Annotated in this window: 12 protein-coding genes; 4 read left to right on the forward strand and 8 right to left on the reverse strand. The window is 71.4% G+C overall.

Annotation, left to right across the window (positions count from 1 at the left end):
* Positions 1-56 precede the first annotated feature (56 nt).
* The 4 genes from ACH4S9_RS20390 to ACH4S9_RS20405 form a co-directional block, all read right to left on the reverse strand.
* Positions 57-1,313: a membrane dipeptidase gene (locus ACH4S9_RS20390; protein ID WP_361191903.1), complete on the reverse strand. Its 1,257-nt coding sequence runs from the start codon at positions 1,311-1,313 to the stop codon at positions 57-59.
* Positions 1,310-2,098 carry an amino acid ABC transporter ATP-binding protein gene (locus tag ACH4S9_RS20395; protein WP_311725505.1) on the reverse strand — a complete coding sequence of 263 codons (789 nt, stop codon included), beginning with the start codon at positions 2,096-2,098 and terminating at the stop codon, positions 1,310-1,312. The genes ACH4S9_RS20390 and ACH4S9_RS20395 overlap by 4 nt, the downstream gene beginning before the upstream one ends.
* Complete coding sequence (locus tag ACH4S9_RS20400; protein ID WP_311725506.1) at positions 2,095-3,030, reverse strand: amino acid ABC transporter permease; 936 nt, start codon at positions 3,028-3,030, stop codon at positions 2,095-2,097. The genes ACH4S9_RS20395 and ACH4S9_RS20400 overlap by 4 nt, the downstream gene beginning before the upstream one ends.
* 71 nt (positions 3,031-3,101) lie before the next feature.
* Entirely contained in the window at positions 3,102-4,577 is a 1,476-nt protein-coding gene (locus ACH4S9_RS20405; protein ID WP_398373457.1) for an MFS transporter, read from the reverse strand.
* Positions 4,578-4,900: 323 nt separating this feature from the next.
* On the opposite strand from ACH4S9_RS20405, the gene ACH4S9_RS20410 reads away from it, so the two are divergent.
* On the forward strand, positions 4,901-5,491 hold the full coding sequence (locus tag ACH4S9_RS20410) for a TetR/AcrR family transcriptional regulator C-terminal domain-containing protein (protein WP_311725508.1): 591 nt from the start codon (positions 4,901-4,903) through the stop codon (positions 5,489-5,491).
* 10 nt (positions 5,492-5,501) lie between these two features.
* Here ACH4S9_RS20410 and ACH4S9_RS20415 read toward each other — a convergent pair whose 3' ends face one another.
* Entirely contained in the window at positions 5,502-5,882 is a 381-nt protein-coding gene (locus tag ACH4S9_RS20415; RefSeq protein ID WP_311725509.1) for an ArsR family transcriptional regulator, read from the reverse strand.
* A gap of 131 nt (positions 5,883-6,013) precedes the next feature.
* Here ACH4S9_RS20415 and ACH4S9_RS20420 point away from each other — a divergent pair, with 131 nt between their 5' ends.
* Positions 6,014-7,267, forward strand: coding sequence for an MFS transporter (locus ACH4S9_RS20420; protein ID WP_398373460.1), 1,254 nt, complete (start codon positions 6,014-6,016; stop codon positions 7,265-7,267).
* Positions 7,268-7,297: 30 nt separating this feature from the next.
* Here ACH4S9_RS20420 and ACH4S9_RS20425 read toward each other — a convergent pair whose 3' ends face one another.
* Entirely contained in the window at positions 7,298-8,065 is a 768-nt protein-coding gene (locus tag ACH4S9_RS20425) for a sulfite exporter TauE/SafE family protein (protein WP_311725512.1), read from the reverse strand.
* A 36-nt stretch (positions 8,066-8,101) separates the two neighbouring features.
* The gene (locus ACH4S9_RS20430) at positions 8,102-8,722 is read right to left on the reverse strand and encodes a TetR family transcriptional regulator (RefSeq protein WP_358847287.1); all 621 of its coding nucleotides are present in this window, start codon (positions 8,720-8,722) and stop codon (positions 8,102-8,104) included.
* A gap of 134 nt (positions 8,723-8,856) precedes the next feature.
* On the opposite strand from ACH4S9_RS20430, the gene ACH4S9_RS20435 reads away from it, so the two are divergent.
* On the forward strand, positions 8,857-10,059 hold the full coding sequence (locus ACH4S9_RS20435; RefSeq protein WP_398373463.1) for a cytochrome P450: 1,203 nt from the start codon (positions 8,857-8,859) through the stop codon (positions 10,057-10,059).
* A 6-nt stretch (positions 10,060-10,065) separates the two neighbouring features.
* Positions 10,066-10,281, forward strand: a complete 216-nt coding sequence (locus ACH4S9_RS20440) for a ferredoxin (protein WP_311725516.1) — start codon at positions 10,066-10,068, stop codon at positions 10,279-10,281.
* Positions 10,282-10,342: 61 nt separating this feature from the next.
* Here the strand turns inward: ACH4S9_RS20440 and ACH4S9_RS20445 are convergent, their stop codons facing one another.
* Complete coding sequence (locus tag ACH4S9_RS20445; RefSeq protein ID WP_398373465.1) at positions 10,343-13,654, reverse strand: right-handed parallel beta-helix repeat-containing protein; 3,312 nt, start codon at positions 13,652-13,654, stop codon at positions 10,343-10,345.
* Between the last annotated feature and the right edge of the window lie 85 nt (positions 13,655-13,739).

The following is a 13,739-nucleotide window of genomic DNA, read 5'->3' on the forward strand; positions in this document are numbered from 1 at the left end:
AAGAGGAGAACAGCGGAGGAACAGGGGGGACGGGGAGGGGCGGGTGTGGGGGGCGCTCACGAGCCCCATACCGCGGCGGCCACGCGCCGCACATTGCCGCCGGCGAGCTTGGCGATGTCTTCCTCGGAGTAGCCGTGGTCGAACAGCCAGCGGATCATGTTGCCGACCGCCTCCGCCGGGTTCTCGCAGCCGTGCACGTATTCGACGCTCTCGTGCGCCGGCAGCCCGGAGGATGCGGAGGCGTCCTTGTCGTCCTTGCCGAAGAGCGGGGCGAAGGTCCGGTGCCAGGCCGTGTGATCGCCGAAGTTGGTGTCGGGCCCGAAGGCCACGTGGTCGATGCCCACCAGCTCCACGCAGCGCTCCACGTGCTCCATCACCGAGTCCAGGCAGTGTCGGGGATGCCGGGCCGTGATGGTGGTGTGCGGCGCCGCCTCGACGCCGATGAACCCTCCGGTGTCGGCGCAGGCCCGGATCACCTCGTCCGGCTTCATCCGCGCCGTCGGCCACAGCGCCCGGGACCCGGCGTGGGTGATGACCACGGGCGCGGACGAGCGGCGCGCCGCGTCCAGGGCCGTCGCGTCCCCGGTGTGCGACACGTCGACGATGATGCCGAGGTCGTTCATCCTGCGCAGGGCGCGCCGGCCGAGCGCGGTCAGCCCCGCGTCGCCGGTGTCGGCGAGGCCGGAGCCGAGCTGGTTGCTCTCGCTGTACACCAGGCCCAGCAGCCTGACCCCGAGGCCGTGGAGGAGATCGAGCCGGTCGATGTCGTTGCCGATGGGGCTGGCGGACTCCAGGGTCAGCACCACGCCGACCCGGTCCTCGGCCCGTGCCCGCCGTGCCTCCTCCAGGGTCGTCACGACGGCGACGAGCTGCTGGTGGGCGATGTCGGCCCGGCGCATGGCCAGGTCGCTCACCGCGTCGTCCCAGTCCCAGGAGGTGTGGGAGCGGATCATGCTGACGGCGGCGGGCCCGCCGTCGAAGAACAGGTCCACGCCCGAGTGCGCGATCCCTTCGTACGGGATCGACTCCCGGCCCTGGCGGCGGTACGCGGCGAAGTCGGAGGGGTCCGCGGGGCGCAGCGACAGATGGTCGTGGGCGGAGATCACCAGGTGTTCTTCCTCGAAGGCCCGGGCGCGCGTCTCCACGCTCTCGCTCCAGACGGGCCCGCTGTCCGCGACGCGTCCGAGGGCGGGCACGAGGTCGAAGGCCCGGAAGTCCCGGCCGGCCTCCAGGTACTGGTAGGACCGGTAGGAGCGCCACAGGTCGAGGCGGGCGCGGGTCTTGCGGGGGAGGGGGCGGGGGCTGTTGCTCATGCGCTGACTTTCGACAGGAACGTACGGGTGCGGTCGTGGGCCGGGGCCTTCAGGAGCCGCTCGGGCGGGCCTTCCTCGACGACGCGACCGTCGTCCATGAAGACGACGCGGTCGGCGACGTCGGCGGCGAAGCGCATCTCATGGGTGACGACGACCAGCGTCATGCCCTCGCGGGCGAGGTCTTTGATGACACTCAGCACCTCCTGGACCATCTCCGGGTCCAGCGCGGAGGTCGGCTCGTCGAAGAGCATCACCTTGGGCCGCATCGCCAGGGCACGGGCGATGGCCACGCGCTGCTGCTGGCCGCCGGAGAGCTTGTCCGGGTAGGCGTCGAGCTTGTGCGCGAGACCCACGCGGGTCATGAGCTGCTCGGCCCGGGCGTCGGCCTCGGCCGGGGAGAGCCCGAGGACATGGCGCGGGGCGTGGACGATGTTCTCGCGGGCGGTCAGGTGGGGGAAGAGGTTGAAGTTCTGGAACACCATGCCCATGCTCGCCCGCTGTGCTGCCAGCTCGCGTTTGCCCAGCTCGAACAGGGTGTCGCCGCTGAGCCGGTAGCCGATGACACTGCCGTCGACCGTCACCAGGCCGTCGTCGGGGACCTCGAGGTGGTTGATGCAGCGCAGCAGGGTGCTCTTGCCCGACCCGGACGGGCCGATGAGGCATACCGTCTCGCCCCGGTGTATCTCCAGGGAAATCCCGTGAAGCACCTCGGTGCCCCGGAACGACTTGCGGATTCCGTGCAGGGAGACAATCGCCTGCGTGCTTTCTTCCGATGTCACGCTCATAGCGAGTGCTCGCTCCCCTTGACCTTTCCGGCCCGCTCGGCCGGTATCAGAGTGTGTCGCGAGAGGCGACGCTCCAGTCGCTGCTGGAGGAGGGTGATGAGGCCGGTGATGATCATGTACCAGATGGCCGCCACGATCAGCAGGGGAACCGTCTGGAAGTTCTTCGCGTAAATGAGCTGGACCGAATAGAGGAGATCGGCGAGCGATATCACGCTGACCAGTGAGGTGGCCTTGAGGAGCGATATCAGTTCATTTCCCAGCGGCGGCACGATGACGCGCAGCGCTTGCGGAAGCGTGATGCGGAAGAAGGTTTGACCCGGCGTCAGTCCGAGGGTGGCGGCCGCCTGTCGCTGCCCATCGGGGACCGCCAGCAGCCCCGAGCGGATCAACTCCGCGATGTACGCGGTCTCGTGCAGCGTCAGCCCGATGACCGCGGCGGTCAGTGGCCCCAGAAGCGAGTTCGAGTCGAAGGTGACGAACCGCGGGCCCCACGGGATCCCGAGTGACAGGGTGGGAAAGAGCGCCGCCAAGTTGTACCAGAAAAGCAGCTGCACCAGCATGGGAATGGAACGGAATACCCAGATGAAGGCGGCCGCGACTGTGGCCATCAATCGCGAGGAACCCATTCTCATCAACGCGACCACGGTACCCAGGACCAGCGAGAGCAGCATGGTCACGGCCGTCATGCCGAGACTGACGCCGATTCCTTTGATGATGCGGATCTCAAAGAAGTACTTGCCGACTGTTCCCCATTCGAAGCGGGGATTGGTGAGAATCGTCGACACCGCCATGGCGGCCAGCAGTAGAATCACCGCATTGGCCACCAACAGTCCTGGGCGCCTTCTCTTGGCACGTTTGAGCGCGGTGATCCCGGGTGGAGCGTCGAGATTCAGGACTTTGGTCATGGGCGGCCCTCGGGCGGTCTCGGTCACGGCAGTGAATGCTGCATCCTAAAACCGCCCTCCGGGGCCCGCTCGAACAGTTGACAGAGAAGCGTCAACCGTTAACGGGATGCTACGTCCCGGCTACCGGAGTGCGTCGCGCCCACGACGGCGGGCCGGCCCGCGCCCTTCCCCGGCACCATCGTGGCGATCGCCAGCGCCAGCAGCGCACCGCCGGCGCCCATGGCGAAGGCGGTGCGGAAGCCGTTCTCGGAGGGCACCGCCAACGGGCCCACGCGGGTGGTCATATGGGCGAGGACGACGCCGACCACCGCGCTGGAGGTCGAGGTGCCGATGGCCCGCATCAGGGTGTTGAGGCCGTTGGCCGCGCCCGTCTCGGACACCGGCACCGCCGACATGATCAGCGCCGGCATGGAGGCGTACGCGAAGCCGATCCCGGCGCCGATGACACAGGACACCAGGACGATCTGCCAGACCTCGGACATGAGCGCGATGGCCAGCAGATATCCGACGGCGATCACCGCCGAGCCGATCAGCAGCGAGAACTTCGGCCCCCACGTGGCGGTGATCCGCGCCGAGACCGGCGACACGGCCATCATCACCAGCCCGGAGGGGCCCAGGCACAGCCCCGCCGTCATCATCGACTGGCCCAGGCCATAGCCGGTGGCCTCGGGCAGCTGGAGCAGCTGCGGCAGCGCCAGCGACATCCCGTACATCGCGAAGCCGATGACGATCGAGGCGAGGTTGGTCAGCAGCACCTGGCGGCGCGCCGTGGTGCGCAGATCCACCAGCGGCTGCCCGACCCGCAGCTCCCACCGCCCCCACAGCAGCAGGATCACCGCCGCCGCGCTGAACAGCCCGTCGGTGACGGCGCTGGTCCAGCCCCAGTCGGCCCCCTTGGAGATCGCCAGCAGCAGACACAGCAGACCGGCCGACAGCCCGACGGCCCCCACCAGGTCGAATCTGCCGCCGCCGCGGACCGGGGACTCGGGCACCACCGCCAGCACCAGCGCGATCACCAGCACACCCGCGGCCGCCGACACCCAGAACAGCACATGCCAGTCGGCGTGTTCGGCCAGGGCCGCGGCGCCGGGCAGCCCGAGCGCGCCGCCGACCCCCAGCGACGAACTCATCAGCGCCATGGCCGAGCCGAGCCGCTCGGCCGGCAGCTCGTCCCGCATGATGCTGATGCCGAGCGGGATGACGCCCGAGGAGAAGCCCTGGAGCGTACGGCCGACGATCATGGGCGCCAGCGAGTCGCTGAGCCCGCACACCACCGACCCGGCCACCAGCAGCCCCAGGCTGATCAGCAGCATCCGCCGCTTGCCGTACATGTCCCCGAGCCGCCCGAGCACGGGGGTGGCCACCGCGCCCGCGAGCAGGGTGGCGGTGATCGCCCACGAGGCGTCCGAGGCCGAGGAGTGCAGCAGCTCCGGGAGGTCCGGGATGAGCGGGACCACCAGCGTCTGCATCAGGGCGACCACGATCCCGCCGAAGGCGAGCACCGCGACCACCGGTCCGGAGCGGGGTGCGTGGGTGTCCGCCGTCGTCTCGGCCGTATGGGGCGCTTGGGCCACGGGTGTCCTCCGGGATGCCGGCGCCACGGGAAACACCGTGTCGCCGCTGCTGTATGACGGCCCCTCAGCAGGGGCGGCGGCAAGTGTCGCACAGTTTTGTGTAACGCGTACGTCAAATCTTCCCGGGGCTCCGGTGCCGTGCGGCGGGGTGCCGCGCGGGCGCTGTACGAGGGGCTCCGGTCACCTGCGTAGCCTTGACCTCCGGTGCCCGCGTCGGCGGGCGGGGGCGGACGGGAGAGGGGAACCACCGGATGGCGCAGCAGGCGGACGGGACGGCCCGCAGGGGAAGGGGGCGTCCGCCGCGTCTGTCGCGCGATCAGATCGTGCGCGCCGCAGCGGAACTGGCGGCGCGTGAGCCGGGGGTCGTGCTGACGATCAAGCGGGTCGCCGAGGCCGTGGACTCCGCCCCCATGGCCCTCTACCGCTACTTCCCCGACCGCGACGACCTGCTCCAGGCCGTCGCCGACCGGATCATCGCGGACGCGGAGCACACCGACCCGCCAGGCGACACCTGGCAGGACCAGCTGCGCGCCTGGATGCACACCAGCCGCGACCGCCTGCTGCCCTACCGGCAGCTGCTGTCCTACATGGCCGCGACCCAACAGCCCGCGTGGGTACCCGCGCTGGTCACCCTCACCGGGGTGCTGCGCCCGCTCCGGCTGAGCGAGGAAGACCTCGCCCTGGCCGTCACCCTCGTCTGCTCCACCGTTCTCGGCCACGCCGTGTACGAGAGCCACCGGCGCCCCGCCGAGCAGAAGCTGACCGCCCTGCGGGAGGCCGCGGCGCAGCGGCCCCGGGAGGAGCGGGAGGCCGTGGAGCCGCTGCTGTCCCATCTGCCGGAGGCTCAACGCCGCCTCTACGACACGGTCGTCGACCGCACCGTGGCCACGGTGGAGGCCCTTGCCGCGCGCTGAGCCGCGGCGCTCAGCTGCCGGGCGGCGTCCAGTCCGCGATCAGGGCGAGCAGCCCGGGGAAGCGCGCCTCCAGGTCGTCGACGCGCACATGGCTGCGGCGCTCTAGGCCGTACTGGCGCTGCCGGATCAGCCCCGCGTCGCGCAGGGCGCGGAAGTGGTGGGTGAGCGACGACTTCGGGCGGTCGATGCCGAACCAGCCACACGGGTGGTCGAACGCCTCCGACTCCAGCAGCAGGGTGCGGACCACGCCCATGCGCAGCGGGTCGCTCAGCGCCGCCATCACCACCTCGAGACGCAGCTCCTCGCGGGCGGGCTCGGGCAGGGGCTCCGGCAGGCCGGCGGGGGCGGGGTAGGGGCCGGCGAACCTGTCGGCCGTGGCGCTCTGCGACATCCGCGTCACCTCGGGGAAGACAACACAACCATCAGTACGAGTTGCATCGTACAGGAGTTTATGTTCGACTCTGGCCGTACTAGTGGTTCGAGTTTTCTCGTACAGCATGCTGTGCGGCTTGGAGGGGACCCATGGGGAGCGCCCGGCACGCCGAGACCCCGGCGACGACACCCGCGACACCTACGAAGCCCACGACGCCCCCGCCGCGCCGCGAGGTCTGGCTCGCGGCATGGCCGGTGACCGCCGTGTTCATCCTGTCCAACACGGCCACCCCGCTGTACGTCCTGTGGCGCGACGAGCTCGGCTTCTCCTCCGGGATGCTGACCGTCGTCTTCGCCTGCTACATCGTGGGGCTGCTGGCGGCCCTGCTGGTGGCCGGGGTGGTGTCGGACCGGGTCGGCCGCAAGCCGGTGCTGCTGCCGGCCCTCGCCCTGGCGGTCGTGGCCAGTGTGCTGTTCGCGACCGCCGGCTCGATCGCCGCGCTGGCCATCGCCCGGCTGCTGAGCGGCGTCGCGGTCGGCTCCATCGTCTCGGCGGGCATGGCCGCCGTCGCCGACGTGGCGGGGCCTGACCGCAAGCGGCTCGCCGCGCTGCTCGCCTCCACCGCGATGGTCCTGGGGGCGGGGCTCGGCCCGCTGCTGGCCGGCATCCTCTCGGAGACCCTGCCCGGCCCCACGGTCACCGTGTTCCTGGTGGAGATCGTGCTCCTGGCCCTGGCGGTGGTGGTCGTGCTGCGCATGCCGCTGCGCCGCGCCGCGGGTCCCGCCCGGGGCTCGCGCCGACCGGGTGCCTGGGTCCGGGTGCCGTCCGTGCCCCGCCCCAACCGCGGCCACCTCCTGCTGGGCGTGGTGGTGTTCGCCCCCGGCATCACCTCCACCTCCTTCGTCCTGTCGCTCGGCCCCTCGCTCCTGGCGGATCTGCTCGGCACCTCCAGCCGCGTCGTCGCCGGAGCCACCGCCTTTGTGATGTTCACGGCCGCGACGGCCGTCCAGTTCGCCGTGCGGCGGCTGAAGGTGGGCGCCATCCTGGCGGCCGGGGCCGCGTCGACCGCCCTGGCCATGGGCGCGCTGGCGCTGGCCGTCCAGCTGTCGGCCACCCCGCTGCTGGCCCTCGCGGCCGTCCTGGCCGGTGCGGGCCAGGGGATGGGGCAGCTGGGCGGCCTCACGCTGATCGGCGCCCATGTCCCGGCCGCCCGGCTGGCCGAGGCCAACGCGGCGCTGAACGTCGGCGGCTACCTCCCCGCCGGGCTGCTGCCGGTCGCGGCCGGCTACCTCAGCGACGCGGTCGGGCTGTCGGCCGGGACCACCGTCTTCAGCGCCGTCGTCGCGGTTGCCGCGCTCGCCGGGGGCGGCGTGGTGCTCGCCCGCCGCCGTACCGCACTGTGAACCGCACCGGCGGTGGCGGCCGCCACCGGGTCAGTTGAGCAGCATCTGGACGATGGAGACGGTGCCTATCGTGACGATGAGGCTCCGCAGGACGACGGGGCGCAGCCGGCGGCCCGCCTTGGCGCCGATCTGGCCGCCGAGCGCCGAGCCGACCGCGATCAGCCCCACGGCCGTCCAGTCGAAATCCGCGACGAAGAGAAAGAAGAGCGCGGCGACCGTGTTGACGATGGCGGCGAGGACGTTCTTGACGGCGTTGAGGCGCTGGAGGGGCTCATCGAGCAGCATGCCCATCAGGGACATGTAGATGATGCCTTGCGCGGCGGCGAAGTAGCCGCCGTAGACGCTGGCGAGCGTCAGCCCGGTGAACAGCAGCGGGCCGCCGTCGCGGTGGGCGGGGCGGCCGGTCCGCTCGCGGCGGCGGCGCACCCGCTCGCCGATCACGGGCTGGAGCGCGACCAGGACGAGCGCGAGGCCGACGAGGACGGGCACGACCGTCTCGAACGCCGTCGCGGGCAGGGCCAGCAGGAGCGTGGCGCCGGCGAAGCTGCCCAGCACGGCGCCGACGCCGAGCTTCAGCACCCGCCGGGCCTGGCCGCTCAGCTCGCTCCGGTAACCGATGGCGCCGCTGACTGAGCCGGGGATCAGGCCGAGCGCGTTGGACACCGTGGCGGTCACGGGCGGCAGGCCCGTCGCCAGCAGGACCGGGAAGGTGATCAGGGTCCCCGAGCCGACGACGGTGTTGATGGCGCCCGCACTGATGCCGGCCGCGAAGACGGCGACCATGTCCCCCGGCGTCATGCGGTGTCCTCTCGCGTGATTCGCATGGCACCGACGCTAAAGGGCCGATGATTCGGTGTTCGCCGAACCCTGAGACGATATCCCGGGCAGACCGTCGAGCAGCGCGCCGAGTGCGACCATGACCAGCGCGCACACCTCGTCCGGGTCGGCGTCGGCCAGCGGCTCCTTGCCGACGACCACCCGCATCATGCCGATCCCGAGCATCCAGGACAGCGCCAGGTCCGCCCGCAGCGCACGGTTCTCGGCGCTGCTCAGGGACGCCAGCACCCGCGCGTAGTCGTCGCTGGTGGCACGCACGGCCGTACCGATCTCGTCACCGCTGCCCACCGACCGCAGCAGGGTCGCCAGCGCGCGGTTGGCCGGCTCCTTGCCGCGGTGGCCCAGCAGCCCGCGCAGGGCGGCCTCGAGCAGCTCGCCGGGTGGGGTGTTGCGCACCTGAGCCTCCCCGTTGCGCGCCACCACCTCGCCGAACAGCGCTCGTTTCGAGCCGAAATACCGGAACAGCAGTGCCTGGTTGACCCCGGCGCGATCCGCGATCTCACGGACCGTGGCCCGCTCGTAGCCCCGCTCGGCGAACAGCGCGGACGCGGCCTCGAGCAACCGCCGCCGGGTGTCCTGTGCGTCCCGCCGCCGCCCCGCTGACGTGGTCGTTCCCATCGCGACACTCCTCTCGTCGCACCTTCCGCGGTCCCCCCGCCGGACCGTCGGATCAACGGCGCAATCGGGCCGTTGACCGTACCAAGGAGGGGCTCCTACGTTTGTAAGCACGTGCTTACGCGAGGGAGGTCACCATGACCACAGCGGAGACGACCGTAGATCCGACGGAGATCACCTATCCCTTCAACACCTCCGAGAGTCTGGGGCTCAGCCAGGCGTACCAAGAGGCCAGGGGACGCGCGGGATTACTGCGCGTGCGCATGGCGTACGGCGAGCCCGCCTGGCTCGTCACCCGGTACGCCGACGCCCGGCTGGTGCTCGGGGACCGGCGCTTCAGCCGCGCGGCGGCGCTCCACCACGACGAGCCCCGGCAGTCCGAGGGCCGGCGCAACAGCGGCATCCTGACCATGGACCCGCCCGACCACACCCGGCTGCGCACCCTGGTCGCCAAGGCCTTCACCGTCCACCAGGTGGAGAAGCTCCGGCCGTCGGTGCGGCGGCTGACCCAGGAACTCCTCGACGAACTGGAGGCCGCCGGGCCACCCGCCGACCTGGTCGACCGCTACGCCCTGCCGATCCCGGTCGGGGTCATCTGCCGGCTGCTCGGAGTGCCGGAGGAGGACCGGCCCAAGTTCCGGGTCTGGAGCGACGCCGCGCTGTCCACCAGCTCGCTGAGCGCCGAGGAGTTCGAGCGCAACCGCGACGAACTGCGCGCCTACATGGCCGGACTGATCGAACACCACCGCGCCGCGCCGCAGGACGACCTCATGACCTCGCTGATCGAGGCCCGGGACGCCGGCGACCGGCTGTCCGAGCTCGAACTCGTCGACCTGTGCGTCGGCATCCTGGTGGCCGGACACGAGACCACCGCCTCGCAGATCCCCAACTTCGTGCTGACGCTCCTCGACCACCCCGACGAGCTGCGCCGCCTGCGTGAGGAACCCGCCCTGCTGAACGGCGCGATCGAGGAGCTGCTGCGCTTCGTACCCCTGGGCGTGGGCGCCTCCCAGCCCCGCTACGCGACCGAGGACATCGAGGTCGGCGGCACCCTCGTGCGCTCCGGAGAGCCCGTCCTCGTCGCCGTCGGCTCCGCCAACCGCGACGCGCTGCGCTTCGACGAGCCCGGCACGCTGAACGTGGCCCGCCCCGCCACCCAGCACCTCGGCTTCGGCCACGGTGTGCACCACTGCCTCGGTGCGCCCCTGGCCCGGCTGGAGCTCCAGGAGGCGCTCGGCGCCCTGGTCACCCGCTTCCCGGGGCTGCGCCTGGCCGGGGACGTGGAGTGGAAGAACCAGATGCTGGTGCGTGGGCCGCGCGTCATGCCGGTCGGGTGGTGAGCCGGCATGACCTGGAAGGCGGAGATCGACGGGGGCCGGTGCATGGCCTCCGGCATGTGTGCCGGAATCGCTCCCGATCTGTTCGCCCTCGGCGCGGAGCACGCCGAGCCGCTGAGCGACGAGGTCCCGGAGGAGGAGCGGGTGCTGGACGCGGCGGACTCCTGCCCCGCGCAGGCGATCACCGTCCGCGACGGCGCCACGACCGTGGGACCGCGCCCCTGACCTCCGGGATCTGGCACCAGGCCACTCGACCTGGCACCAGGTCACCCGACCTGGCACTACGTCACCTGGACACGCCCAGCCCGGCGGCCGGCAGATCCTCCGGCAGCAGCGCCCGCAGGTCGTCCACGCTCGGTGTGCGGATGGCGGTGAGCCGCCGGGCCTGGTGCGTGATCATTGTCTCGAGCAGTTGCCGGGCCAGGCGGGCGTTGCCGAAGGAGCGGTCCCGGGGGATCGCCTCGATATGGGTGCGGAGCGCGTCCAGCGTCGTCGCCGGGCAGGCGTAGCCGGATTCCTCGGCGGTCCGTTCCAGGATGGTGAGCAGCTCGTCGGTGGAGTAGTTCTCGAATTCGACGAAGCGGGAGAAGCGCGAGGCCAGACCGGGGTTGGAGTCGAGGAAGCGCCGCATTTCGCCGGTGTAGCCGGCGACGATGACGACGACCTGGTCCCGGTGGTCCTCCATCAGTTTCAGGAGGGTGTCCACGGCCTCGCGGCCGAAGTCGCTGGAGTTGCCCTCGGGGGTGAGGGTGTAGGCCTCGTCGATGAACAGCACACCGCCCATCGCGCTCTCGAACACCTCCTTGGTGAGCTGCGCGGTGTGGCCGACATAGCGTCCGACGAGGTCGGCGCGCGCGACCTCGACGAGCTGGCCGCGGGGCAGGACGCCGAGAGAGTGCAGCAGCTGGGCGTAGAGGCGGGCGATGGTGGTCTTGCCGGTGCCGGGCGGCCCGGAGAACACCAGGTGCTGGCTGATCTTCGGGGCGGGGAGCCCGGCGGCCTCGCGCTGTTTGGCCGTGGTGAGCAGCGAGACGAGATCGGTGACCTCGCGCTTGACGGCGGTGAGGCCGACCATGGCCTCCAGCCGGGCGAGCATCGCCTCCCGGTCCTCGCCGGTGTTCTGCTCGACGTCGCTCTCGTCGCTGATGTCCTCGGGGAGCAGCAGGGTGAGGTCCCGCTCGGCGGGTTCGGCCATGGTGGCGAGGCGGAAGGCCTGGCGGTCCACCATCTCCTCGAACACCCGGCGGGCGGCCCGGCCGTTGCCGAAGGTGGCGTCGCGCGGCATCCGTTCGTAGTGCACGGCCAGCGCCTCGGTGGTGCCGGGGCCCAGTTCGTACTGGTGGGAGGCGCACATGCTCGCGGTGATGGTCACCAGGTCCGTGACGGAGTAGTTGGTGAACTCGATGGTGCGGGTGAAGCGCGAGGCCAGGCCCGGGTTCGACTCCAGGAAGGAGGACATCTCCGCCGAGTAGCCGGCGGCGATGACCACGACGTCCTCCCGGTGGTCCTCCATCAGCTTCAGCAGGGTGTCCACGGCCTCGCGCCCGAAGTCGTTGGAGCTGGCGCCCTCGGGGGTGAGGGTGTAGGCCTCGTCGATGAACAGCACACCGCCGAGGGCCTCGTTGAACGCCTCCGTGGTCTTGATGGCCGTGCCGCCGATGACCTGGGCGACCAGATCCGCGCGGGACACCTCGACCAGATGGCCGGACGGCAACACGCCCAGCTGGGCGAGGATGGAGCCGTAGAGCCGGGCCACGGTGGTCTTGCCGGTGCCGGGCGGGCCCGCGAACACCAGGTGGCGGCTCATGGACGGCACCGGCATGCCCAGCCGCTGGCGCCGCTGGGAGAGCTGGTTGAGATTGACCAGCGTGCGCACCTGGTGTTTGACGCCCTCCAGGCCGATCAGGGCCTCAAGCTCGTCCAGCGGCTCCCTGGGCTCGCCGCCGCCGGAGTCCTTCCCCGCGGCGCGCGCGGTGGTGTTCGCGGCCACCTCGGCGCCCCAGACATCCGGAGTGGAGTTGTCGGCGCTGGTCAGCTCCAGCACCTCCAGGCGCTCGCTCACCCGGGTCTGGGTCAGCCCGGCGCCCCGGTTGTCGCGCACGGTGCAGTTGGTGACGCTGACCGGCTCGGAGCTGTCGATCCGGATGCCGTCGCCCACGCTGCCGTTGATCTCGCAGCTGTGCAGCTCGGCGCGGGAGCCCGCGGCGAGGAGCACACCGTGTGCCCCGGCCCCGGTGATCCGCGCCCGGGTCAGGGTCAGCTCCCCGCCCTCCTCGACGGCCACGCCCGAGGCGCCGCAGGTGTCGATCTGGCAGTCGAGCACGGCCGCGACGGCGTCGCGGCCCACCGAGACACCGGTCTCCGAGGACGAGCGCAGCACACAGTCGTCGATCCGGGTGTTGCCGCCGTCGGCGACGCGTATCCCGCCGCCGCCCGCCCGCTCCACGGTGCAGGACTCCAGGCGTCCGCGCCCGTCGTCGCCCACCTCGAAGCCGTACTTGCCGGGTGCGGTGATCCGGGCGCCGCGCAGCAGCGGGTTGGCGTGCGAGCGGATGGCGACCGCGCTGCCGACCGCGTCCATCACCTCCAGCCGGTCGAACTCGGCGGTCGACTCCTCGGTGAGCAGCACGGCCGCCTCGGCGTCGGCACAGTCCCGCACGGTGGTGCGCGTGAACGACGGCGAGCTGGAACCCGTCACCCGGATCGCCGGGCCGGTGACCGAGGTGAACTCGCAGTCCTCGAAGGTGCCTCGGGACCGCTCGGAGACGACCACCCCGGCGCCCTTGGTGCGCAGTGTCCGGCACCGGCGCAGCAGCGGGTCGGCGCCCGCGGACAGGGCGATGGCGGGGCCGGTGGTGCCGGAGACCGTGACGTCCTCGACGATGGGGCGGGACCCGCTGGTGAGATAGACGCCCACCGCCGTGTCACGGACGGTGCAGCGGGACACGTACGTGGTGCTGTTGCCCTCCAGCGCGATGGCGGGCTTGTCGGTGGCGGTGATGTCGCAGGACTCGATGGAGCCCTGCGACTCGCCGTTGGCGAGGATGCCGTTGCCGCGGGCGTCGCGGATACGGCAGCCGCGCACCGTCGAGCGGGCGCTCTCGCTGAACACGACGCCGGAGGTGCCGAGGTTCTCCAGCACACAGTCCTCGATGACGCTCGCCACCTCGGAGGTGTCCACGATCGCGGCGCCCTCGCGGTTGGTGACCCGGCAGCCCCGCATGGCGAGCGAGCCGCTCTGCCGGGCCAGCACCGCCGTCCAGCCGGAACCGATCACCGTGCAGCCGTCCATGGCCACCTGCCCGCGCGGCGCGTCCACCACCGCCACGTCCTCACTGCCGCCGCGCAGCGTCAGATCGGTGAGCATCACCGCGTCCGCGACCAGCGTCAGCGCGGTGCCGCGGCGCGGGCAGATCTCCACGCTGCCGGGCTCGCCCTCGGCGACGAGCGTGACCCGGGTCTTGACGGTGAGGTTCTCGGCGTAACGGCCGGGCCGGACATGGATCACCGCACCGGTGCGTGCCGTGGCCAGCGCCTCACCGATCGTCCGGAAACTCTCCGGTTGTTCCGGGCAGACCGTCAGTACCTGCCGTGACACGCTCGGACCTCCTGAATTCATGGTGCAGTGAACTGTGCCCGGACCGAACCGTGTTGGCGGCCGGGCTTCCCCTATCATGCGTGGC

Source organism: Streptomyces sp. NPDC021225 (assembly GCF_044332865.1).
In the GTDB taxonomy this organism is placed as follows: domain Bacteria; phylum Actinomycetota; class Actinomycetes; order Streptomycetales; family Streptomycetaceae; genus Streptomyces.